Source organism: Amycolatopsis sp. NPDC004079, assembly GCF_040610415.1.
In the GTDB taxonomy this organism is placed as follows: domain Bacteria; phylum Actinomycetota; class Actinomycetes; order Mycobacteriales; family Pseudonocardiaceae; genus Amycolatopsis; species Amycolatopsis halotolerans.
In genome coordinates, this window is sequence record NZ_JBEXMH010000007.1 from 88,912 (window position 1) to 110,899 (window position 21,988).

At 69.6% G+C, this 21,988-nt stretch carries 31 protein-coding genes; 29 read left to right on the plus strand and 2 right to left on the minus strand.

Going from position 1 to position 21,988, the window contains the following annotated elements:
• The first annotated feature begins 40 nt into the window (after positions 1 to 40).
• The 22 genes from ABZX37_RS10230 to ABZX37_RS10335 all read left to right on the plus strand — a co-directional run bounded on the left by ABZX37_RS10230 (position 41) and on the right by ABZX37_RS10335 (position 16,186).
• Positions 41 to 2,563: a hypothetical protein gene (locus tag ABZX37_RS10230; RefSeq protein WP_354737975.1), complete on the plus strand. Its 2,523-nt coding sequence runs from the start codon at positions 41 to 43 to the stop codon at positions 2,561 to 2,563.
• A 12-nt stretch (positions 2,564 to 2,575) separates the two neighbouring features.
• A complete protein-coding gene (locus tag ABZX37_RS10235) occupies positions 2,576 to 2,854 on the plus strand; it encodes a hypothetical protein (RefSeq protein ID WP_354737977.1) in 279 nt (92 codons plus the stop codon).
• A 276-nt stretch (positions 2,855 to 3,130) separates the two neighbouring features.
• A complete protein-coding gene (locus tag ABZX37_RS10240) occupies positions 3,131 to 5,386 on the plus strand; it encodes a DNA translocase FtsK (protein WP_354737979.1) in 2,256 nt (751 codons plus the stop codon).
• A 120-nt stretch (positions 5,387 to 5,506) separates the two neighbouring features.
• Positions 5,507 to 5,887, plus strand: coding sequence for a WhiB family transcriptional regulator (locus tag ABZX37_RS10245; protein WP_354737981.1), 381 nt, complete (start codon positions 5,507 to 5,509; stop codon positions 5,885 to 5,887).
• A gap of 371 nt (positions 5,888 to 6,258) precedes the next feature.
• A complete protein-coding gene (locus tag ABZX37_RS10250) occupies positions 6,259 to 6,528 on the plus strand; it encodes a hypothetical protein (protein WP_354737983.1) in 270 nt (89 codons plus the stop codon).
• 52 nt (positions 6,529 to 6,580) lie between these two features.
• On the plus strand, positions 6,581 to 6,841 hold the full coding sequence (locus ABZX37_RS10255; RefSeq protein WP_354737985.1) for a hypothetical protein: 261 nt from the start codon (positions 6,581 to 6,583) through the stop codon (positions 6,839 to 6,841).
• A gap of 30 nt (positions 6,842 to 6,871) precedes the next feature.
• Positions 6,872 to 7,537 carry a hypothetical protein gene (locus ABZX37_RS10260; protein WP_354737986.1) on the plus strand — a complete coding sequence of 222 codons (666 nt, stop codon included), beginning with the start codon at positions 6,872 to 6,874 and terminating at the stop codon, positions 7,535 to 7,537.
• A 98-nt stretch (positions 7,538 to 7,635) separates the two neighbouring features.
• On the plus strand, positions 7,636 to 8,103 hold the full coding sequence (locus ABZX37_RS10265; RefSeq protein WP_354737988.1) for a hypothetical protein: 468 nt from the start codon (positions 7,636 to 7,638) through the stop codon (positions 8,101 to 8,103).
• Positions 8,100 to 8,321 carry a hypothetical protein gene (locus ABZX37_RS10270; protein ID WP_354737990.1) on the plus strand — a complete coding sequence of 74 codons (222 nt, stop codon included), beginning with the start codon at positions 8,100 to 8,102 and terminating at the stop codon, positions 8,319 to 8,321. The genes ABZX37_RS10265 and ABZX37_RS10270 overlap by 4 nt, the downstream gene beginning before the upstream one ends.
• A 24-nt stretch (positions 8,322 to 8,345) precedes the next feature.
• Positions 8,346 to 8,723, plus strand: coding sequence for a hypothetical protein (locus tag ABZX37_RS10275; protein WP_354737992.1), 378 nt, complete (start codon positions 8,346 to 8,348; stop codon positions 8,721 to 8,723).
• Positions 8,707 to 9,177, plus strand: a complete 471-nt coding sequence (locus ABZX37_RS10280; RefSeq protein WP_354737994.1) for a hypothetical protein — start codon at positions 8,707 to 8,709, stop codon at positions 9,175 to 9,177. Before ABZX37_RS10275 ends, ABZX37_RS10280 begins: the two co-directional genes overlap by 17 nt.
• A gap of 562 nt (positions 9,178 to 9,739) precedes the next feature.
• Positions 9,740 to 10,213: a hypothetical protein gene (locus tag ABZX37_RS10285; protein ID WP_354737995.1), complete on the plus strand. Its 474-nt coding sequence runs from the start codon at positions 9,740 to 9,742 to the stop codon at positions 10,211 to 10,213.
• Positions 10,210 to 10,434, plus strand: coding sequence for a hypothetical protein (locus ABZX37_RS10290; RefSeq protein WP_354737997.1), 225 nt, complete (start codon positions 10,210 to 10,212; stop codon positions 10,432 to 10,434). The genes ABZX37_RS10285 and ABZX37_RS10290 overlap by 4 nt, the downstream gene beginning before the upstream one ends.
• Before the next feature lie 217 nt (positions 10,435 to 10,651).
• Positions 10,652 to 10,828, plus strand: coding sequence for a hypothetical protein (locus ABZX37_RS10295; RefSeq protein WP_354737999.1), 177 nt, complete (start codon positions 10,652 to 10,654; stop codon positions 10,826 to 10,828).
• 277 nt (positions 10,829 to 11,105) lie between these two features.
• A complete protein-coding gene (locus ABZX37_RS10300) occupies positions 11,106 to 11,333 on the plus strand; it encodes a hypothetical protein (protein ID WP_354738001.1) in 228 nt (75 codons plus the stop codon).
• A 2-nt stretch (positions 11,334 to 11,335) separates the two neighbouring features.
• A complete protein-coding gene (locus tag ABZX37_RS10305; protein WP_354738003.1) occupies positions 11,336 to 12,088 on the plus strand; it encodes a hypothetical protein in 753 nt (250 codons plus the stop codon).
• 154 nt (positions 12,089 to 12,242) lie between these two features.
• Positions 12,243 to 12,764, plus strand: coding sequence for a hypothetical protein (locus ABZX37_RS10310; RefSeq protein WP_354738005.1), 522 nt, complete (start codon positions 12,243 to 12,245; stop codon positions 12,762 to 12,764).
• 62 nt (positions 12,765 to 12,826) lie between these two features.
• Positions 12,827 to 13,156 (plus strand): hypothetical protein, encoded by a 330-nt coding sequence (locus ABZX37_RS10315; RefSeq protein WP_354738007.1) that lies wholly within the window; start codon positions 12,827 to 12,829, stop codon positions 13,154 to 13,156.
• Positions 13,157 to 13,432: 276 nt separating this feature from the next.
• Positions 13,433 to 13,864 (plus strand): NUDIX domain-containing protein, encoded by a 432-nt coding sequence (locus ABZX37_RS10320; RefSeq protein WP_354738008.1) that lies wholly within the window; start codon positions 13,433 to 13,435, stop codon positions 13,862 to 13,864.
• Between the two features lie 225 nt (positions 13,865 to 14,089).
• Positions 14,090 to 14,869, plus strand: coding sequence for a hypothetical protein (locus ABZX37_RS10325; protein WP_354738010.1), 780 nt, complete (start codon positions 14,090 to 14,092; stop codon positions 14,867 to 14,869).
• Positions 14,870 to 15,115: 246 nt separating this feature from the next.
• Positions 15,116 to 15,310 (plus strand): hypothetical protein, encoded by a 195-nt coding sequence (locus tag ABZX37_RS10330; RefSeq protein ID WP_354738012.1) that lies wholly within the window; start codon positions 15,116 to 15,118, stop codon positions 15,308 to 15,310.
• Between the two features lie 165 nt (positions 15,311 to 15,475).
• Positions 15,476 to 16,186: an HNH endonuclease family protein gene (locus ABZX37_RS10335; RefSeq protein ID WP_354738014.1), complete on the plus strand. Its 711-nt coding sequence runs from the start codon at positions 15,476 to 15,478 to the stop codon at positions 16,184 to 16,186.
• A gap of 303 nt (positions 16,187 to 16,489) precedes the next feature.
• Here the strand turns inward: ABZX37_RS10335 and ABZX37_RS10340 are convergent, their stop codons facing one another.
• On the minus strand, positions 16,490 to 16,648 hold the full coding sequence (locus tag ABZX37_RS10340) for a hypothetical protein (RefSeq protein WP_354738016.1): 159 nt from the start codon (positions 16,646 to 16,648) through the stop codon (positions 16,490 to 16,492).
• Between the two features lie 40 nt (positions 16,649 to 16,688).
• Between ABZX37_RS10340 and ABZX37_RS10345 the strand changes: the two genes are divergently transcribed.
• From ABZX37_RS10345 to ABZX37_RS10370, 6 genes are all read left to right on the plus strand, one after another.
• Positions 16,689 to 17,048, plus strand: a complete 360-nt coding sequence (locus tag ABZX37_RS10345; RefSeq protein WP_354738018.1) for a hypothetical protein — start codon at positions 16,689 to 16,691, stop codon at positions 17,046 to 17,048.
• A 354-nt stretch (positions 17,049 to 17,402) separates the two neighbouring features.
• Positions 17,403 to 17,765, plus strand: coding sequence for a hypothetical protein (locus ABZX37_RS10350; protein WP_354738020.1), 363 nt, complete (start codon positions 17,403 to 17,405; stop codon positions 17,763 to 17,765).
• Between the two features lie 307 nt (positions 17,766 to 18,072).
• The gene (locus ABZX37_RS10355; RefSeq protein WP_354738022.1) at positions 18,073 to 18,294 is read left to right on the plus strand and encodes a hypothetical protein; all 222 of its coding nucleotides are present in this window, start codon (positions 18,073 to 18,075) and stop codon (positions 18,292 to 18,294) included.
• 793 nt (positions 18,295 to 19,087) lie between these two features.
• The gene (locus ABZX37_RS10360; protein ID WP_354738024.1) at positions 19,088 to 19,252 is read left to right on the plus strand and encodes a hypothetical protein; all 165 of its coding nucleotides are present in this window, start codon (positions 19,088 to 19,090) and stop codon (positions 19,250 to 19,252) included.
• 338 nt (positions 19,253 to 19,590) lie between these two features.
• The gene (locus ABZX37_RS10365) at positions 19,591 to 20,004 is read left to right on the plus strand and encodes an SsgA family sporulation/cell division regulator (protein ID WP_354738026.1); all 414 of its coding nucleotides are present in this window, start codon (positions 19,591 to 19,593) and stop codon (positions 20,002 to 20,004) included.
• Between the two features lie 336 nt (positions 20,005 to 20,340).
• Positions 20,341 to 20,544, plus strand: a complete 204-nt coding sequence (locus ABZX37_RS10370; RefSeq protein ID WP_354738028.1) for a hypothetical protein — start codon at positions 20,341 to 20,343, stop codon at positions 20,542 to 20,544.
• A 123-nt stretch (positions 20,545 to 20,667) separates the two neighbouring features.
• On the opposite strand, the gene ABZX37_RS10375 is transcribed toward ABZX37_RS10370, so the two are convergent.
• Complete coding sequence (locus ABZX37_RS10375; RefSeq protein WP_354738030.1) at positions 20,668 to 20,841, minus strand: hypothetical protein; 174 nt, start codon at positions 20,839 to 20,841, stop codon at positions 20,668 to 20,670.
• A gap of 665 nt (positions 20,842 to 21,506) precedes the next feature.
• On the opposite strand from ABZX37_RS10375, the gene ABZX37_RS10380 reads away from it, so the two are divergent.
• A complete protein-coding gene (locus ABZX37_RS10380; RefSeq protein WP_354738032.1) occupies positions 21,507 to 21,959 on the plus strand; it encodes an NUDIX domain-containing protein in 453 nt (150 codons plus the stop codon).
• Positions 21,960 to 21,988 lie beyond the last annotated feature (29 nt).

The window sequence follows — 21,988 nt, forward strand, 5'->3', positions numbered from 1 at the left end:
GCCCGGCACCGACCAGCCCCGATCGGAAAGGAACATTCCTGTGCTCGGCATCCGCGACCGCGTCGTCAAGACCACCAAGACCACCCACCCGGGCCCCGGCCCTGCCGTTCCGGCCGACCTCGACGCCGGAACCGCCGTCGCCGACACGCCGGTCGCTCCCGGCACCGAGGGCGGCGCGGCACCGGGGCCGGTGCCTTCTCGCGCCGACCGCGTCAACGCCCTCGCCGAAACGCTCCGCACCGCTGCCCGCGCGCGCCAGGCGAAACTCGCCCCGGAGGCCCGCACCCCGGACGCAGTGCTGTGGAAGCGGTGCCGCCGCGAAGCCAAGCAGAAGATCCGCATCGAGGACCGCCAAGCGTGGCGGCGCAAGAAGGCCCAGGAAGTCCGCGCCGACCTGCGCTCGCTGCACACCCGCAACTCCGCGCAGCTGACGCCGTGGCTGCTGGCCGCCCCCTACGCCGGAACCGGGGCCGCGGCCAACCTCCTCGCCCACCACGGCGCCCACGCCGCCAACCCGATGGGGATCGCCGCCGTCGCCGGAGGCGTTTCGGCGATCGTCTCCTACGCCGCGTGGCGCAAGAAGATCGGCGCGAAAGTGCCCGCCCGCTACCAGGAACGCGTGCGCAACTGGATGGGCATCGGCTGCGCGTGGACCGCCGCCATGCCGCTGCAGGGCACCGGGTCCGGCCAGGCCGGCATGTGGCTGCTCGCGGTCGGCGGCACCGCGCTGGCCGCGATGCCGTGGTGGCGCGAACACCGCCACCCCTACCCGCTGCTCGACGAGGACGACTGCGACCTCGCCCACGACAGCGACGACGGCGCAGACCGCGACAGCCCGTCCGAGCGGCTCGAACTCGCCCGGCAGATCGAAGCCGACTGGGACGACTACGTCGCACCGTTCACGCTGACCGGTTCGGTCCTGCGCTACCGGGACACCGTCAACCACGGCCTGGTGTTCGACCTGCACCTGGTCCGAGGCAAACAGAAGATCGACAACGTGCGCCGGGCCAAGGCCGACATCGTCGCGGCGCTGGACCTGGACGCGGCGCAGTTCGGCATCGCCAAGGGCCGCAACGAGTACACCCTGGACATCACCGTGATCACCGAGGAGATCGAGAACCCCTACACCGGTCCGCGGATCATCCGCGAAGGCGGCGACGTCTTCATCGAAATCGGCCCGTACGAAGACGGCATCGGTGCCGAACGATTCCACGTCCTGGCCGACCAGCTCAGCCCCGCCCAGCTCGCGGCGGGGGAGAAGCCCCGCGGGTCGATGAACGGCGGCATGATCGTCGGTTCCAAGGGCTCGGGCAAATCCCGGCTGATGGAGGAGATCTCCGACGGACTGGACGAGCTGGGCGTCAAGATCTGGTACTGCGACCCGCAGGAAGGCCAGTCCTCCCCGGCCTTGATGGCCGAAGCGGACTGGCCGATCTCCGGGTTGAACGGCGTCGACCGCGAGACCGGCGGCCTTCGGGTGTACGGCAACCTCATCGACCTGTGGCTGGCGGTCAGGAGCGCGGTCCAGCTTCGCTCGACCGAGGGAGCCGTCGCGGGCGAACCGGGTTTCCAGCACACCCGCGAGCGGCCCGCGATCATGGTCGTGATCGACGAGTGCCACCGGGCGTTCCAGGCGATCAACCCGCTCACCGGAAACACGTTCGGGGAGGACTTCGCCGATCTGGACCGCATGATGCGCAAGAACGGCATCGCCATTCTCGGCGGGAGCCAGTCCATCACGGCGGACACGTTCGGCCGAGGCAACAAAGCCACGGTGCTGCGCGACGGCATGTGCTCGGTGAACGTGTACATCCTGGCCTACACGGCCAAGAACGTCGGCCTGGTCCCCGGTTACGCGGGCCAGCCGGTTGACACGCTGCCGCTCAACCGCGGCTACGGATACAACCCGAAGGGCGCGCGGCCGCACACGCGGTTCCAGGCCCGCTACACCTCCGACTTCGGCAGCTTCATGGCCCAGCGGCCGAAGCACCCGCTGGACGAACGGCTGCAGAAGCGCCTCGGGCCGACCTACACCAAGCGGTTCGAGAAGGCGGAAGACGATCGGGCCGTCAAAAAGGCCCTGCTGGACGCGATCGACGCCGCCGACGGCGACGCGTCCTTCCTTCCCCGGTTCGACCGGGCGGCGCAGCCGGCCGGAGCCCCGACGGCCGGAACCGGCGCGGGGGGCTCCGGTGGCAGCCCCCACGGCGGCCACGCGCCCGATCCGTCCCGGATGTCTCCGGCCATGCGACGCAAAATGGCCAAGGAGGCCGCTGCACGAGCGGCATCCGAGGCTGAGGAAGCAGTGCCCGAGGCCGACGAAGGCGAATCCGAGACGGGTGTCGGATCGGAAGCAACGGAAACGGAAACGGAAACCAGCCCGGAGGGGCTGACCGTCGAGGAGCAGCGAGCCTACGACTCGCTCGCCGACGAGCCGAAGAACCTGACCGACCTGGGCAAAGCGCTCGGCGTGAGCCGCCAGGCCGCGACGAAGAAGGTGGCCCGGCTGGTGGCGAAAAACCAGGCGACTCAGCTGCCCGACGGGCGCTACACAGTGGAATAAGGAGGAATCACCGTGCCGTCCCGTATCCTCGGTGATCAGTTCGGCAACGAGGGAGGATCGAGCATGGTCGGCATGGCGGGCCGTCGAACCCCCGAGCAGGTCGCGAAGGACGCCTGGTCCTGGCACCAGAAGGCGGAACGGATCTACGACAAGCTCTACAAGCAAGGCAAGGACGCACTGGTCGCCGACCAGTTGGCGGCCCTGACCGCGCTGGCCGAGACAGCCCGCACCGCCCTCTACGCCGAACAGGTCATGCAGTCGCGGAAGCGGGACGAGGACCAGAAGGTCTGATTGATCCCGGCGGCGCCAGACCGCTGCTGAACTGAACACCTGCCGCGATGGGCGGGCGCTGCGACGGTGCCCGTCCATCGCCGTCCGCGTGCTCGCAGCCCCTGCGGGAACAACGACGTCCAGGGGCTCCCGACCGCGCAGCAATGCCCGGAGATGCCGAATCACGGCCGAGCCGATTCCGCGGATCCGCACGACAACCACGCCTTCCGCACCCCGTCCGGCGCGTCGCCGCGCAGTGCACGAGGGGCCGACCTCCGACGAGAGCGGTGAACAACGATGACCACCCGGAAACACCCGCCCGCGCGGAAGCAGCCCGCGCGGAAGCAGCCCGCCGGCCGTCCCGCCCCGGCGCCACAGAGCCCCAGCGTGCCCGCTGTGTCGGCGTGGGAACGCGTGGCCTGCGGCCTCGGGATATTCGTCCGCTCGCTCGGCACACCACGGCTGCACGACAGCCCGCCCGAGCGCGACTGCATCGCCCTCGGCCTGCTCGCGGCCGGCGCGGTAGTCGCGGCCACGGGCTGGTCCGGCGATGCTGCGGCCGGGATCACCGCCGTGCTCGGCATCCCCGGCCTGGCCCTGCCCGTCGTTCTCGTCGCTGCGGCGCTGACGCTCATGCGGCGCGCGAAACGCGTCGAGCGCCGACCGCGGCTCGTTGTCGGCACGGTGGCGCTCGCCGCCGCGATCCCTGGTCTGTTCGCGGTGTTCGCAGACCTGGGGGGCTCGGTCGGAACCGCGATCGGCGGCGGTCTCTCCGACGTCGTCAGCGTATTTCTCGCCGTCCCGCTCCTGCTCGGCGCGGCAGCGCTGGGCGTGCTGCTGCTGACGGAGGCGTCCCTGACCGACGCCCGGAGCCGGCTGCGCCCGCAGCCCGGCGGCACAGCCGGAGGAACCAACGGAGGGACCGACGGCCCTGGCGTGAACCGCGCTCCCGCAACGCCGGCATCGGCCCCGGCCGACGCGTCCGAGACCGCCGTGCCGGAACAGCCCAGGCCCGTCGCAGCGGGCAAGGAAGGAGAGAAGCCGTCGGCAGAGGACGGCCCGCCCCGCCGGGAACCGGCCGCGGGCATCGCCGACCCCCACGCCGGCGGTACTCGCATCGCCGATGACACTGGCGTCGACCCGCAGTCCGAGGCCATCAACGAGGTCCTCGGCCAATTCGAGGTCGACGCCCACGTCACCGGCCTCACCCGCGGCCCGACCGTCACCCGGCACGAGATCACGCTCGGTCCCGGCGTGAAGGTCGAGAAGGTCACCGCGCTGACCAAGAACATCGCCTACGCGCTGGCGACCGAGAACCTGCGGCTGCTCGCACCGATCCCGGGCAAGTCCGCGATCGGCATCGAGGTCCCCAGCGCCGTACGCCGCCCCGTGCGGCTCGGCGACGTGCTGCGCGCGCCGTCCGCAGTCAAGGACAACCACCCGATGCTGTTCGGGCTCGGCCAGGACGTCGAGGGCGAGTTCGTCACCGCGAACCTCACGAAGATGCCGCACCTGCTGGTGGCCGGGGCAACCGGCTCAGGCAAGTCCAGCTTCGTCAACGCGCTGCTGGTGTCCATCCTTTTCCGGACCAGGCCGGAGCAGGTGCGGATGATCCTGATCGACCCGAAGATGGTCGAGCTGACGCCGTACGAGGGCATCCCGCACCTGATCACGCCCATCATCACGCAGCCGAAGAAGGCCGCCGCCGCGCTGGCCTGGCTCGTCGAGGAGATGGAGCAGCGCTACCAGGACATGCAGGCCAACCGGGTCCGCCACATCGACGACTTCAACGCCAAGGTCCGCTCCGGCGACATCACCGCGCCGCCGGGCAGCGAACGCGAGTACCAGCCGTACCCGTACATCATGGCGATCGTCGACGAGCTCGCCGACCTGATGATGACCGCCCCGCGCGACGTCGAGGACGCGATCGTCCGGATCACCCAGAAGGCCCGTGCCGCGGGCATCCACCTGGTGCTCGCGACCCAGCGGCCGTCGGTCGACGTCGTCACCGGCCTGATCAAGACGAACGTGCCCTCGCGGCTCGCGTTCGCCACCTCCTCGCTCACCGACTCGCGGGTCATCCTCGACCAGCCGGGCGCGGAGAAGCTGATCGGCATGGGCGACGCGCTCTACCTGCCCTCGGGCATGACCAAGCCCGTCCGCGTGCAGGGCGCGTTCGTCGACGACCAGGAAGTCGACGCCGCCGTCGCGCACGCCAAGGAGCAGGGGACGCCGAACTACGTCGACGGCGTCACCGCCGTCCGGCCCGATCCCGGGCCGGACATCGAGCCGGAATCCGGCGAGGACCGTGCTCTGCTGCTGCAGGCCGCCGAGCTGATCGTCACGTCGCAGTTCGGGTCCACCTCGATGCTGCAGCGCAAACTCCGCATCGGCTTCGGCAAAGCCGCACGGCTGATGGACTTGCTGGAAAGCCGTGGCATCGTCGGCCCGGCCGAAGGATCTAAGGCCCGCGACGTGCTCATCAAGCCGGAGGAACTGGAATCGGTGCTGTTCATGATCCGCAGCGGCTCCGACGAAGCTTCTCTGCACTGACCCGGTAACACAGGACCGCGGGCAGGAACATCCCGCAGCCACGCCCAGCCCGGCCAGGCGAATGCCTGGCCGGGCTGGGCACCGCGACAGCGAGCCCAGCACGCAGATTGGAGAACCCGCATGCCCGCTACACCCGACACCGCACGCCGACGCGAGCACGAGGGCGACCTCCTCGCTTCCGAGCCGCAGGAGGAACAGTCGGTGGACGAGGTGCTCGCCGCCGTCGCCCGGGAGTGGCCCTCATTCGGCCAACCCGAGGAATGGCGGAAGCGCAGCCTGTGCAGCCAGACCGACCCGGACTCCTTCTTCCCCGACAAAGGCGGATCGACGCGCCCCGCCAAACGGATCTGCCTGGGCTGCCAGGTCAAGGACGATTGCCTCGAGTACGCGCTGGTCCACGATGAACGCTTCGGGATCTGGGGCGGACTGTCCGAACGGGAACGTCGAAAACTGAAGAAGCGCCTCGCCGAACAATCCGACGGAGACTCCGAGGTTCCGTAGCCGGATCTCGCCGCGCCGGTCCGGGGCAATTCCCGGGCTCCTGGCGACCAGGAGGTTCAATGGTCGTGAGCGTCGCAGCGCAGTCCTCCTCGCTCCGGCTGTGCGGCCCGGCTCTTAGGCACCCCTCACACGGCTGCGGAAGCAGCGCAGCACAGGGAACACTCGTCCGGTCTCGTGCAGAGCGTCTCGGCTCCTGGTCGGGTCACGTCGTAAACGACGAGCGCGTCGGCACCGCGGCTTCGATCGTCACCACAGGCATCCTGCCCGGCGGTCGAAGCTGTCGGGCGCCGAGCGATCGCTGCGACGACCGCACCCATTCGGCAACCCGGCCCGCGTCCGCCACCGCCCACACCCGACCGAGAGGAACCCCGATGCTTACTGCCTTCGCCCAGCTCGACCAGACCAGCCGGATGGTCGTCATCGCTTTCGTTGCCGGCGTCGCGTTCGTTGTCCGTCGCGTCTACCTGGCGTGGCGCTGGCCCTACATCACCTGCAGCGGTTGCACGGAAGACAAACGCTCGTCGCCGGACGGCAAGCGCCACGGAGACTGCCGAAAGTGCGGCAACACCGGGCAAAAGCTCTGCTTCACGGCCCAGTTGCTCGGGTTCGGCAACTCGCCCAACCAGCCTGGCGGCAAGTAGCCCGTCCCGTCGCCAACTGTCTGCCACCACGGGTCCCGAGGAGGTTGAAACCGTGCGTGCCAAAGGAACCTGCCTCCGGTGCGGGCACTATCGCGAGCTGAAAGCCCGCGGCCTGGACAACTCCTGCTACACCAAGGCCCACAACGCCGGAGAACTCGAGAACTATCCGAAGCGCGAGCGTCGGCACGTGGATCTCGAGGAAGCCGACCAGCTCGCGCGGGCCGGACGCAACGACACCGAAATCGCGCTGCACCAAGGCTTCAGCTCCAGTGCCGTGCGCGTCGCCCGCCATCGTCGCCGCCGCCAAACCTGACCAACGGCCATAATCGAACAAGGGAATCCCGTGCACGCCAACGACACCTCCACGCAGGCCGCTGCCGACCGCGCCGCCGAGACCGGTGAACAACAGGGACCCGCAGCGCCACCCGTCGCACCGGCCTGGACTGCAGCTGTTCGCCAGAACGCCAGGATCGGCGTCAAGGCGGTGCACCGGTTCCGCATCACGGACTCGGAGGGAATGTTCGTCCTGTTCATCACCGCCGTGTCGACCGCCGGTCTTCTCTTAGCGCTCTGGCTCGGCATCCCGCAGTACGGGCAGGCCGTGCGCCTGTTCACCGACCCGATCGCCGCCTGGCTCGACGCCCACCTCGCAGGACTGCCGGTCACAACCCCCGAAGCCGCATGGGGCTGGGGCATCCTCGGATGCGTCCTGTTCGTCGCCGCGACCGCCCGCCACACGGCCGCCCGCGTGTTCTGGGCCGGCTACGGCACCGCGACCGCCGCCGTGGCCTGGGACGGCGCCGCCGACGCCCACCGCCCGGTCGCCGTAGCCGCGGCCGCGACCGTGTGGATCCTGCTGTCCATTCCCGCGCTGCGCCCGCACCCCCGCCCCGGGCTCATGGCCCGGCTCGAGTCGGCTCTGCTCGGCCTCGAAGAGGCAGTGCACGACATCAAGCGCGAGGACTGCGACACCGCTCTCCCCGCCGCGCGCCAGACCGGCCCCCGTTGACCCGAACAGCGTTGCGGCGCACCGGCCCCGGCGTCATGCCGTTCGCGCCCCGCCCGCCATGACCGTCCGCCAGCCCGACACCGGATCGGAGAAAAGCCATGCATGTCAACGACATCGCCGCCCATGCCCCGCGCACCGACCGCGGATTCGAAGACCCCTCGTTCGCCGCGACGGTGCTCGACCCCGAACCACGGCCGCCCGAGGCATGGGACGTCCGCACGCCCCGGGACTTGGTGCCGCTGCACCGGCAGCTGCTGACCCAGGCCGCGGCACTGGCCGGCAGGGGAGGCGCGGCCGCCGGCCGCCTGAAGCACTGGACCGAGGCGGCCCGCACAGTCTCGACGCTGCAGCTCACCTGGGCCGTGCGGGTCCACAACACCGCCGCGGGCACGTCGATGCGCGACGCGGCCGGCGAAGCGGTCCAGGCGGCGCTCGCCGCGTTGCGCCCCGGCGAGCCCGACCCCGGCGGCCACCTCGCCCTGGCCGGCGAGTGGGTCGAGCAGGTGCGGATGTCGTCGTCGGCGAAGCGGCGGCGCGGTTTCCGCTGGACGCTGGTCCGCCGATGAGCACCCCGGCCGCGGATTGGATCGTCGACGCGTTCGGTCGGCGCGTCGCCGTCATCGCAGGACGCGAATACCGCGTCAGGCCAGGCGAGTACCGGTGGGTCCTGGAAGGACATCTCGAGGATCCGCACGAAGGAGAGGCCGTGCCCTCGGCAGGGAAGGGCAAACAGCTGGCCGAACACCTCGCAGCCCATCCCGAGCACTTCCCCCAAGGCCACTAGGCATTCCGAGCAGGAGGACCATCCATGTGCACTGCACAGCCCGCGCGGCACGGCACGCCGACGCGGCAGGACCGGCCGCGCGACGCCGGCGACGAAACCTGCGACTGTGCCGCATCCCCACTCGTCACCGTCGACGAGGAGGGGATCATCGATCTCGACGGCTACGCGGCGGCTCTCATCGCCGACGGACGCCCGACGGCGCCCACGCCCGGGCACGCCGACGACTGCCCGTGCTGCGACGTACCCGACGCGGTGCCGTGCGCCGCCGACCGCGTCGTCGGCGACCATGCTTACCGCGACGGCCGGCCGATCAAGCACTTCGGGCAGCAGCCGGGTGTACCCGGTGGGAACCAGGCGCGCCACCGGCGGCGGACGGATGCAGAACATGGCGCGCTGGGGTAAAGCCGGGATCCGGCTCACCTCGGACCAGGCCGCACGCCGCGACGCCGCGATCCGGGCGCGCCGCGCGGCCTCGACTGCCCGCGACGCCGCGGACCTCGAGGCCGCACACCAGGCCTGGCGCGAAGGCCGCGTCATCCCCGCCAGCATCACCACCGCGCTCGACGCGCGCGGCCTCTGCGGCCCCGCGGTCGACGAAGCCTGCGGAGCCCGCGAACCCGACGTCGACCGGTGGGAAGCCGGCGACCTCTACCCGACCTGGGAACAACTGCCGCTCCTCGCCGAACTGCGCGGAGTCGCACCGCGGTTCTTCACCCGAAGCCACGGCACCCTCGACCCGCGCGCCAGCAGCCTGCGCTTCCACCTCGCCGCCGGCGACGACCCGCTGCCCGCGCCGGTGCTGTTCTACCGCAGCGAGATCGTCGCGGCGGTTGTCGGCCCCGGACCGGGCCGGTAGACGCTGCGCCTTCGCGACACCGCAACGTCCAAGCGCAGCAGCCCGCCACCCCGCCGCGGGCGCGACGGTCGTGTCTGCGCCTGCCCACGTTTCTTTCGACAACGACGAAGACCGCTGCATCGTCAGCATCTGGCGCCTTCACCACGACCACGCCGAACCCGCTGCGGCGTTCGGCGGCCTTGAACGGCGCAACGAACACGCTCGCGAGTTCCTTCGGGAGCACGCGCACGGCCCGGCATAGCCGGACTGGCGAACTCCGCCCCCGCCCCGGCGACCCGGGCCCCGCGCGACCACCACCGCGCCGCCGTCCCCTCCCACGACCACATCGGAGCCACCAATGCCCAACCCGGACGACACTCCCACCTCCGAGGAAATCGGGGAAATCATCGACAGGCTGCTCCTCGAGCAGGAAGCCCAGAAGAACGGGACGCAACCCCAAGAGGACGGCGGCAGCTGAAAATACCGAACCCCGCAAGGGTTCTCGGCGGCACCTCCAGCCGCGACGCAACCCCGCCGCCGGACCGCAACAGCCGGCACGAGGCCGGCGAGAGGAGCCCCGACCATGAGCGAACAGCAGCAGGCAATCCGGAACAGCGACGGCCTCGGAGCCCAGGACCCGCGCGAGGACCCGATCGGCACCGTCCGATCCGGGGCCGACGAGCGCTACGCAGTGAAGGTCGACGCCGGCCACCACAGCTGGTACAACCCCGACGGCCGCCGGTACCACCACAACGAGGTAGCCGGACTGCGCGTGGTCCGACTCGACAAGAACGCCCGCGAACAACCGGACACAACCCTCCGCGCGGCTATCGCAGACGAGCACCAGGCGATGGAGCTCTCCTACGCCCTGCGGCAGCTGACGACCGCGACCGCCCGTGCTGACGCCGCGCAGATGACGCTCGCCGAGACCCGTTCCCGGGTCAGCGCCGAACTCGACGAATGGCAGGAACGGGGAGCCGACCCGGCAATGATCGACAGCATCCGGCTCCTTCTCGCCGAGCGCGTCGCCACCGACCCCCAGGAGACCCGGCGGTGACCCGACATTCCACAGGAGACCGACTGGCCCGAGACCTCAACGAGTCCCACGAAATCTACAACCACAGGACCGGCGAGTGGCTGCCGATCGCGTCCGCCCGGCACGTCACAACGCCTGCCAGTTTCGTGCGGATCGTGTTCCTCGACGAAACCTACAAGGCGTTCCAGCCGAAGCAACGGATCCGCAGCCGCATCCGCGAGGAGCACCCCGCACCCGGCTGACGACACGTGGCGCCGCACAGCGGAGAACGACGGAACTGCGCTCACGCCCGGACGACACCAAGCCAGCGCACTGCTTTCCGCAACCCTGCGCCGCCGCAGGCGTTTGCTCGTCGAGAACTGTCCCGGCGAGCCCGGCCGCGCGCATCGCCGAACACCGCATCGTCACACCAGTCCCACGCGAATCGACTCGCCCCCGACACTCACGGAGAGGATCTCCATGCCCAGTGCAGAGAAGACCGACGACCAGGACAACTCCGGCCAGCAGACCACCGGCCAGGCCATCAACGACGCGGGAACCAAGCTCGTGAACACCGCACTGCAGGCCTCGCTCGCCATCCTGCAGCAGGGCCTCGACCAGGCTAAGCGGGAAGAGCAGTCGCGCCGGACGCCCTGAGTTCTCGATCGGATCCCGCCCGGGCCGACGGCAGCGCCGCAGCCGTTGGCCACAGCACGCGACCGAGGGCCGCGCCGATACCCGCCGGCGCGGCCCTTCCCGCCTCTCCCTCATCCCAGCGGACACAGAGCCGCCGCAGGCCAAGGCAATGCCGTCGCCAGCACACGGCAGGGGAGCAGCTGCAGCCGTTGACCGACCTGCCCCGCGCGTCGCTCCGCGCTCGTGCTGCTGGCCCGGCTCGACGTCGGAGCGGTACGCCGCCCTCGAGGAGCCCAGCATGCCCGACCAGACCGGAAACCCCGGCCCGCGGCCGAAGCCCGGCCAACGCGCCGCCGACGCTCCTTACGCGCCGCACAGCGCCGACCCGCGCGGCCGCTGGACGGTCAGCCGTCTCGGCGACGGCCTGATCGAGGACGGCGGATTCGTCCTCAACACCGACCCCGACCCGCCGCCCTGGCGAACGCCCCCGCCGCCGCTGCGGCGCGCTGCCCGGAAAGGACGATGACCATGCTGTGCACCAAGCCCCGCGACGGAAACGCCGCGGAAGAAGCGCCCCGGCTCACGCTGTACTACCTCGCCGTCGGCACGGACCTGGTTCCGATGCACGGGGAAACCACCGGCATCGCGGGCCTGCTGTTCGGGCCCGCCGTGGGCGGAAGCCGGAACGCGTTCACCCGGCACTGGATGCTGATCCACCGGCCCGACGGGACCAGGATCGGCACCCGAGTGACGCAGGACCTGCCGTACGCCTACGCCCGCGAGGCCGTGCTGTGGCTGGCCGGACGGGATCTCGACTGGAACCGCCCGGCCGAGCAGGTGCGGCGCGATCCGCGGGCCAAGGACCTGCAGACCGAACTGCACGGCGCGTTCATGGCCGCGCAGGGACTGACCCTGGCTGAGCCGCTGTTCTACGCACGGACCTCGTGGCTGCCGGCTCCGCCGCCGTGGCGGATCTGGCAGAGCGACCGTCCTGCGGGCGACGCGTTCGCGACTTTCGAGGCCGCCGCCGCGGAAGCGGACCTCCACGAGCCGGACCCGGACCTCACCGTGCGCCGCGACGACGCCAGCCCGGGCTGGACACTGCGTTGCGCCGCCCCGCTGTGCGGGGACGGTTCTCCGGCCTGGCTCACCGTCGACGACGACACGCCCCTGCACGGCGCCCGCGACGCCTTGACCGCCGACGCCTGCGTTCTCGACTGGGCCCGCGCGAGCCGACAGCACTGGCTCTGCCCCGACTGCGTCCGCGACCACCAGCGCTGACCCCTGCCAACCCGGTGGCAGGCACGCCGACGACGAGCACCGGAACGCGCATCTCCCGCGCGGCCGGACAGCAAATTCCCCGACACCCCAGGAAATCCGCCCCCGCACCGCCCCGCAGCTATCTCGTCGCGGGGCACAACGAAGGAGAGAATCCTTGGCACAACTCACGACGCCCCCGCCCGACGTGGTGCAGAGGCTCGCTTCCGAACGAACGCTGTCCGCCGTGAAGGAGGCCGGGCGCGGCGTCGCGCACATCGTGTGCGGCCTGCCGCTGCACGACATCAGCATCCGCTACCGCCGCTCCTGGGTCGGCGGCGGCTGGCACGTGGAAAGCCGCACCCGCGACGTCCGGCACGGATCGCTGGACCTGTTCGGACTCGAAGCCGTCCAGGGCCTGGCGGTCGCGGCGGGCGCCGGGGCGGAAGCCCAAGCCCGCTGGCTCGTCGAGCGCGAGGGCATTACCGTCGCTGTCGCGCGCGAGAAGGCGTTCCGGTCCGACGCCACCGTCCGCGAGGCAGCCCGCTACCTCCCGCACTGCGACTGGACCCTCGACGAACTCATCGGTCGCGTCCAGGCACTGGTGGCTCAACGGTGGGCACCGATCACCGCGGTGACCGAGCAACTGCTCTGCTGCGGGCGCCTCACCGGAGACGACGTCCGCGACCTGGTCGCGTAGACCGGCCACACCGGCCGGCGCGCGCGGCCCGAACCCCGCTGCCCCGGACAGGAGCACCTCCGATGCGCACAGCGCCCGATCATCACGACCCCGCGCCCGGCGCGGCAGATCCCGACCCGGACCCGTTGTGCCAGCACGAGTTCGACGACAGCGGGCTCTGCGCGTTCGACGTACAGCCCGGCACCGGCCGCTGCCCCGGCCACCAGGACGACGGCCAGCCCGACCGGCGTGGCCTGACCACGCCCGCGGCGCCGCGAACCGGCCCCGCCGCAAAGGAGGAAACCCTTGTACCGCATGCACAACGGAACCGAACCTGCCGCGCGCCGCGACACCGGGACGCTCGGACGCCCGCAGCGGGCAAGAACGCCTCCGATCCGGAGAGCGCACGATGACCACCGTAAGCCATGAGCTGGGTCTGCGCCGATTTCGAGACAGGCAACGACAGCGTGGTCTGCGAGACCGGCGACTGCCAAGGCGCACTGTACGAACCGCGCTCCGACGATGACCCGAAGCCCGACCACTACTGCAGAAACACCGGCCGTCGCCACAGCGGAAACCAGGTCTCCCGAACCCGGCCGCCCGAAGCCCGCAGCAGGACTTCCCCACACCTGCGCACAACACGGACGCCGCTCCCCGCGGCATCCCCGAAACGGAAGGACATCCGTATTTTGCCCAGCAGCAACGGCAACACCGTCAGCAAGGAAGCCGGTGCCGGACACGTCGTCGCGTTCGCCGACGACCACGACCGGATCCGGCACGTCATGCTGGTGACCCGCCTTCAACGCCCGTACGACGGCCGTCCCGCACTCCCCGGGGGCCGCCGCCGCCCCGGCGAAACCACCTCCGCGGCCGCGGCTCGCGCGTTCCGCGAGGAGACCGGGATCGGAATCCCGGTCCAAGTGCTGCAGCACCTGGGAACCTGGGACATCCCGGGTTGCGACGACAGCACCGACGTCTACACGGTACTGCTGCCGGACATGCCTGACCCGCAGCCCGGCGGCACCGCCTCGTACGCGCGATGGGCGCTGTTGTCCGGCGTCCGCACCACGCTGCTGGCCCAGAACCACAACGACATCGTCGACGCAGCTTCCGCACCCTGACCCGCGCCAGAGCAGCAACGCACAATGCCGAACGCGGATCGTCACGAGAGCGGCAACGACCAGGCGCAGCGATCCGCGCCGGCGAACTGACCGCGCCCGGTCGCTCGCATCGGGATCCCGCTCGCACGGGCTCGAAGCGCCGCGGCCCGCCGGACTTCGATTCGCCCGCTCACTCCACAGCCATCAACGACAATTTCGGACGCCGAAAGGAACAACGTCATCAGCATGAACGACACCGATTTCGACAAAGCCTTCATCGCGATCGTCGGCAAGCTCGAGAGGGGGCCGCGCGACCTGCTCTCGATGGTCGACATCCGGCGCGAGCTGGCCGCCCTGGGCCTGGAACGCGAGGAGCAGGACGAACACATCAAACGGCTCTCCAAGGAGGGCCTGCTCGTGGTGAACCCGGAGACTCGTTTCGATCACCGGACGGACGTCGCGGACGAGGCCGCGATCACGGTGGGGGGGAGTGAAGAACCACATCCTGATCTGGCAGCACCGCAGTTGACCGGAACCCTGCGCGGCGGCACCGGGCGTGCCCCGGTGCCGCCGCCTTCGCCGCAGCACAACGAACCCGCCAACGGGGGAGCGGTTCGCCGCCCTCGGCCCCAGGACCATCGAGACCCCCCCGTCCGCACCGGCCGACCCGGTGCAGACGCGGCTCGCTCACGGAAACCGGAGGACAAGATGGAGACCACTGCGGACGGCATCACGCAGGCGCGCATAGACCAGCTCCATGCCGAAGCCGAAGCCGAGTACGTCGCGTGGGGAGTCGAGACCCTCGCTGCGGCGGCGCGGGACTCGCTGCACCTGGACTACGACCAGCTGTGCGACGCGCTCAACGCAGCCGGGATCAACTGGCGACCCACCGGACGCCAGATCGCCCGTCGGCTGGCTGCCTCGACAGTCCCGGAACACGTCGACCTCCTCGGCCGAGAGGTCCGCATTCAGCGCGAGACCGACGGCACCGGATACAGCGTCGTCAGCATCGACGTGCGCTTCTGAACCCGGCGCGACGCCCCTCCGGCGTCCGCGCGCCTGACTGACGCGCTGCACGCCGGGACCACGGCCCGCAGCAACTGATTTGCCACAACCCCTCGGCGGCACCCGCAGCCCCGCTCACGGCACCGGCCCGCCGATGTCGCCGGGACCGCCGAAGCCGCCGCCCCGAAGCAGCCGCAGCGGGATGCCGCCGACGGCCATCCCATCGACCCGGCGGACGCAAGGTCGACCGAATACCCAAGGAGATTCATGCCCACGCTGGCCGACCTCGACCGAGAACTGCACACGGCATTGCACAACGACGACGCCGAGGCGGTGAAACGGCTCGCAGAACCATTACGCGAACACGGACTTGCCGCGCTGGCGCATGACCTCGAAACCCGCACGCCCGAGCAGCTCCGCGAACGGGTGGCGGTGCTCACGAGCCTTCACGACCGGGCCTAGCCACTCCGACGGTGCGCCGAGCCGCCCGACGCACCGTCGGACGGCTCGCCTCTCCCATGTCGCCGGCCGCACGCACGAAGCCCGACCGGAAAGCCGGGCCGGATCGCTGACCAGGTCCGGCGACAACGAACCACCAGAAAGAACCAACCCCTACTACCGATTAGGATGACCACATTGCCGACGCAGACCTGGTGTGCCAGGAAGACCGTTGCGTGGATACTCGCCGGCGTGGCGGCCGTCGCACTGCTCGCCGGATGCAACCTGCCGAGTGGGGCCGGCGGAGGATCTCCGGCAGGCGAGGGAAAACAGGCCGGCCAAACGATCGGCACCGCGCCGAACGTACCGCTGGCCGAGGCCCGCAAACAGCTCGCCGAGCTGCCGGTCGCGCCCCGCGGCACGCTCGACGGCTACGATCGGGACAAGAAGTTTCCACATTGGAAGACCGTGAGCGGCACCTGCAACGTCCGCGAGGAAGTGCTCAAACGCGACGGCACGAACGTCCGCGTGAACGCGGAATGCGCCCCTGTGTCCGGGAACTGGCACAGCGTTTACGACGGGGAGACCTGGCCGAAAGCATCCAATGTGGACATCGACCATGTCGTGCCGCTCGCGCACGCATGGATCAGCGGCGCGAAGGCGTGGCCGCAGGCCAAACGGGAGCAGTTCGCGAACGATCTCGTCCGTCCGCAGCTGATCGCGGTCACCGGCTCGGTGAATCGGCAGAAGAGCGACAAGGCTCCGGACGAGTGGAAGCCGCCGCTCGTGTCGTTCTGGTGCACGTATGCGACGGACTGGACTGTAGTCAAGCGAGAATACGGATTGACGGTAACGGTCCCGGAACGCACCGCCTTGTCGAGCATGCTCGACCGCTGTTGAGGTGATCGTGTCCATCGGCTCGCTCCGGTTCGTGGGCGGCCAGGCGACTGCGCAGTTCGAGTTCCTCGCCGAGTTTCCGCGACAGTGCCCGGACCGCCGAGGACGCGGCGGTCGCTTCGTCCGGACCCGGCGGCGGCGCGGCCCGGCGGTCGTGCATGCTGCGGGGCTGTTCCAGAAAGGCAGATCAGACCCAGAAAAGTAGCTGCCAGCACACAAATGTCCCTGCGTCACTGCCTGGACCGACGTTAGAGTCCGCTCCCGTATGGCGGCCGACCCGCCGAACACGTCGCCGTCGCCTCGATTTCACGCCATTGTCAAGGTTCCTGACACGCCGCTCCTGGCCGACTCTGCGACGCCGACGGCCACGAGGTCGCCGCCCCAGTCACCCGTCGCGAACTTCTGGCCCAGCTGGACGCGCATCTCGAACACCAGCCCGTCACCGACGAGTCCGAACCTGCCCACCGGTGATGTCTCAGCTCCGTCCAATACGAAGGGAAGATCCATGAATACCTGGAGCCTCGACGGCTACGCCCAACTCGGCGGCGGGAGCATCGGCAGCATCCCCCAGACCTTCACAGTCGAGGGCCGAACTGTCACGATCGACCGCCCGCTCATCCCGGTCGGGGACGGACTCGCGGTCGGCCCGAAACTCGAACTGGACGGACGCAGCATCCGCGTCCGCCTCGACCAGTGGGCTGCGATCTGTTTCCACGCCGCCGTCCCGGTCCTGCCGCTCACCGTTCCGACCCCCGAAGCTGCGATCGAGGTGCACAAGGCCTTCGCCTCGACCCCAGGGATCGACTGGAACTCCAGCGCCGCGGACATCGAGCTCTGGGCCGCCAATTTCGTCGGGCGGCGCTGACGACGCAAGCGGCACGACCTGCTCACCCCGCAACGAGGTGCGTCGCGACCCACGCGCCGAACAGAGCCGGGGCGCCTCTCCTGCCTGGGGTGCGCGCACCACTAGCTCCAGCAACCCGCGAACCCATGCGCTTCGGCCGGGCAGGCACGGCTTCGAGCGAGCGCTCCGACAACGCGTTCAGGAAAGAAACGAGGTACCGCAATGTCTGACACCCGCGTTCTTGAGTGCCCGCGCCGTCGCGTGGCCGCCGTCCACGAGATGGCACACCTGTTGGCGTTCAGCTTGATCGGACCCGGGATCGGGGTCCGCGTCACGCGGGTCAGGGTGTGGGGAACCGGTCGAAACGCAACCGGGGTGACCAGCATCGACGGCGTCAAGGACCCGCGCACCGCCGGCGTCGACTACGTTCGCGGACGGCTGGTGTGCGTACTGGCCGGCGAGATTGCCGAGCGCCGGTGGTGCGACGAGCAGGGCAGAAAGTTCCGGGCCGGCCCGTGCGCCGGCGATCGCCGGATCTATCGCAGCGTCCATCGGCGTTCCCGGCTTCGGCTCCGATCCGAGGACATTCGGCAAGAGACAACCGCGCTCGTCACCGCGCACTGGAACACGATTGTCGCCGCCGCGCCCCAGCTTGCACGAGACGGGTTCGTCGCCCCGGATACCCTTCAGGCACTCGCCGACCTGGCAGGCGTCGCGGACCTGCGACGCATCGACTGACCCGCGATGGCGAAGCACACCACGGCGTGTTCTGCTCGAAACGGAACCTCAGGGAAGGTCCACGACCACCTGCGGACACCGCGTCCGCCAGCGGTGCCGCCCGCCCCTCGTCGACCATCCATAGCAGGGGTGCACCCGCCTCTCCGGCGGAAACACCGCGTCGACCGCCGATCCCGCTCTTGTTGAGCACGAGCCCCGCGCCTGGACACGCGAAGCCATGCTCCTGGCGCGGAAAAGGGTGACCAGGCCGAACAAACTGACAGCCTGTGGCAGCCACTGGCCTGCCCGGAAAGAGGGGAGTAATCCGATGGCCAAATTCGCAAAGGGCACGTGTGTCATCAACGACGGAGACCGGGACAATCCGGCGCGAGAGTGCGGGACGATCGTCGCCGAGCCGCAGCAGCCGGCCAAAGGCGAAGAACCCGTCTATCTCGTGCAATGGCCATCGTTGCCGTCTCCGATCGAGGAACTGGAAGCCGACCTCGCGCAATGGGAGTCCCAACCGGGCACTGCGTCGCAGTCCGCCTAGAACGCTGGCGGCGCACCAACCTTGTGAGGTCCAGCCTCAGATCCCGGCTGCCTCCCGATTGGAACTTGCAGCCCCCGCAGGAGAAAGGACTGGCCGCCGGAGATGCTCTGAAACCGGACCATGCCACGAAAGCTGCCATTGCACGCCAGTGCCGGAGAGAAACCCGTTGAATGACACAGGAAACATCGCGACCGGCCAGCGCCGAGCGTCCGGACCCGCCGAACACCCCGCAATCTGCCGTCGCCGAATTGCATCGCACCGTCACCGAGCAGAACGCCCAGATCGCAGCCGCCCGCCGTTCCGCAAGGGAAGCCATGAGGGCCAGTGACCACGGCTGAATCGGATCCACAGAAGAGGAGCTGACCATGCGCGCGCTCAGGACCTCCGGAGTTGCCGCAGCCTCAATAGCGGCAGGCATGGTGCTGGCCAGTTGCGAATTCCGGATACACCGGGCCGCACGGCAGGGCCGGAGTCGTCGGACAACGGCACCCCGTTCACCAATCCGTACAAGGCCGAGATGTACAAGGAGCTGAACTGGTCGCTGCGGTGCCACAGGCGGAAACAAGTATTCCCGGTCGTTACCAATATGGTGGGCGGACACATCCGAGGACGCCGCCGTGATGCGCGACGCGAACCAGCGCTGCATCACTGTGGGACGGCACCGGTGAGCGGGAGATTCCTGCCGGAGCCGAGTCTGAATAGTGCCTCTGGCCTGAGCCAGCCTGGCCGAACTCGCGTGATCAGTCTGGCATCCCGACGCGCCGAGAAGTCGACCCGCCGAAAGGACACCCGCATGAGCTGGATCTACACAAATCCCGACAACGACGAACAGATCACGATATACGAAACCGACGACGGACAGGGCGCGATTCTCGAGCCGCGATTCGACGGCGACCCGGAACCGTATTGGGACAACGGCGGGACCGGCAACCGCTACCGGCCGGACCAGGTCAGATAGATCCTGTGTCGAACGGCAGCGGAGCATCCGACATTGCTGCGAGAGTCAGTAAACGTTCCGACTGGGAAGTCGAGCCGAGGCGGGAGCCCGGCCGGAACCGACGTCACTGCACCGAGCCGGGGGAATCCCGGAATCTGGACTCCGGGTCGTGCCCGGATCCCCGGCAACAAGCGATCACCCCTGCCTCCGGCAAGCGCACGGATGCGGCGGGGCGATGGCGTCTTGGACGACGGCGACGCCAGATTCGCAAGCGCAGACCGAGCCGACGCATCAGAACCGGCCCGGACCGAAAGACACGAGTCGAACCCGCGTGATCATCACGAGGCAGGAGAGTGCCGATGAAAGAGGAAACGACATTGGCAGCGCACAAGACCGGCACAGTCGACGTCCCGGTTCGCGTGCGGCTGACATTCGATCCGAAAGACCCGTTCGCGGTGACGTTCGCGTTCCGGAACGGCCGCCGCGGTGAGGTGCCGTGGATGTTCGGGCGGGAGCTGTTGTTCGACGGTCTCGCTAGCCCGACCCCGGTCGGCGACGGCGACGTGCGCCTGACTCGGATCAGCCAGGACACGCTGCAGATGGAGATCTCCTCCCCGTCCGGATCGGCGCAGTTCGAGTTCGACGTCGAGCCGGTCGCCGATTTCCTGGCCGCTGCGTCGGCCGAGGCCGCTGAGATCATGAACTCCGACCTTGCCTGCGACGAGCTGTTTCCGGCGCGGGGCGCTGACCGCGGGGACGTCGGCAGCGGCTGACCAGTACCGCGCGGGCACCTGCTGTACCCGGTACCTGAGCATCAGATACGGCACACAACCGGTCAGCGCGGTCCGCGCTGCCGCCGAGGCAACGAGGGCTCTGCGGCTGTCCCGCACGGGAAACACCGAGGTCTTACGCGCTGAGCTTGTTTCCGTGCGCAGCCCCTGACAGCACCGCGTAATCCCATCGCGTCCCGGGCGTCCTGCTTGGCATCGACCCGGTCCTGGAACTCGACGTGCTCTGTCACGCGGACGAGGAACTCAGCCAGAACCACACCCTCCTGCCGAGAAACTCCGCAGCGGTTTCGACGTGCTGCGCCAACGAAAGGAATCCAGATGTCCAACGGTTACACGTTCTATCTCTGCGATGGCAGCGATGAGCCCTACCGGCGATCCCCGGACGGAGTGTACGAGCAGCACAGCAACGAGGCGGGCGGGTGGGTTTACTGTTTGCAGAACGATCGCGGACTTCGTCCCGTTGACTTGTCGGAGTTGCCGAATCCGGCCCGCAGCCGCGCGTTCGCCCGTCCGGTCCGCTGAACGGAGACAGGCACGGGTCGGCGCGTCCCCCGTCCGCGCCGACCAGTGTCGCCCCGATTCAGCACTTGCCCCTGTCGAAAGGACACGCCTCGTGCCGAACGTCAGGAATCGTGAGGCAGCGCGCTACGACTGTCCGAAGAGGACAGCGGATTCCGGGCCGCGTTCGAGAATGCCGCCGGGCGCACCGCCCGCATCGCGGTCGTCGACCGCGTCGTGAAGGTCAGCGACGAACTCGCCGAGGTGCGGCCGTTTTTTGGCGGCCGAACCATCCGTGCGCGCCGAGACCAGGACCGGCATCGGACCCAGGCCATCTGTGCCAGGTATGCGATCCGCGCTGAGCGGGCCCGTCACGCGGCGGCTGATCGCGGACTGGACCTGCCCGATCCGCCCGGCCTGCCCCGTGCTTGCAGTATTCCGGAGGAGGCTCTCGGCAGCGTCCAGGCCCTCGCCGCCGACGCCTACTAGCAGTTCACAGGCTGGCCGCGGTCCCAGACCACTGCAGGCCCTGCGGCCGCGCATTGACCACTGGGCCGCGGATCGTCGCCTCCCAGGCCGCGCTGAAGAAGCCCTGGCGTCTGATCGCCGGAATGGCTGGTTCCTCTGGGCGCGCATGCTGCGACAGCAGTCGCCCGGTCGAAAAACGCCGCGGCCGACATGGAGCTCATCTTCGGCGACCTGCAGTACTGGCTGGGCCGGTTGGGGCCGAAAGCGCCGCACGCCTTGTACGGCGAACCGATCCGTCGGCCCCCGCTGTCCCCGGTCGGGCACAAGCAGGTGCGTCGGTCTGTCCCAGCTGCGCCGAGTTGGCCGGATAGGACGTCGTCAAGATCGCCGATTTCGCGAAACGCGGGTCGCGGTGGAAGGCCTCCCGAGTGCTGTTGCCTCCCTCCAGACAGCGGTGCTGCCCGCTATCCCGCATTCCGCTCGTACTCCTCTATGCCACGACAGAAAGTGAAAACCCTATGGACTCCGCAACAAAAGTCACCTACACCGCTGACGTCGTCCTGTTCGCCGACATCGACGGCGTCCGGCATGTCCTGCTCGTGACCCGCAGCGGCGAGCCGTTCAAGGGCCGCCGCGCCCTTCCCGGCGGGCGCGTCGACCCGCAGGACGGCCCCCGCGGCACCCGCGCGGCGAGTCGCAACGCCGCGATCCGCGAAACGCACGAAGAAACCGACATAGTCGTCCGCAGCGACCAATTGCGGTTCGTCGGCACCTGGGACAAGGCGGGGCGCGATCCGCGCGGCAACTACTCCACCGACGTCTACACCGCGCTGCTGGCAGACCCGCCCCGCGCGATCGCCGGCAGCGATGCGGCGGACGCAGCGTGGGTCCCCTTGAGCCTGGCCCTCAAGGAGCCACTCGCCTTCGACCACTCGCTCATCCTCCCCGCCGCCGCAGCCATCACTGCCTGACCCGGCCCCGGCAGCCGACCCCGCCGCAA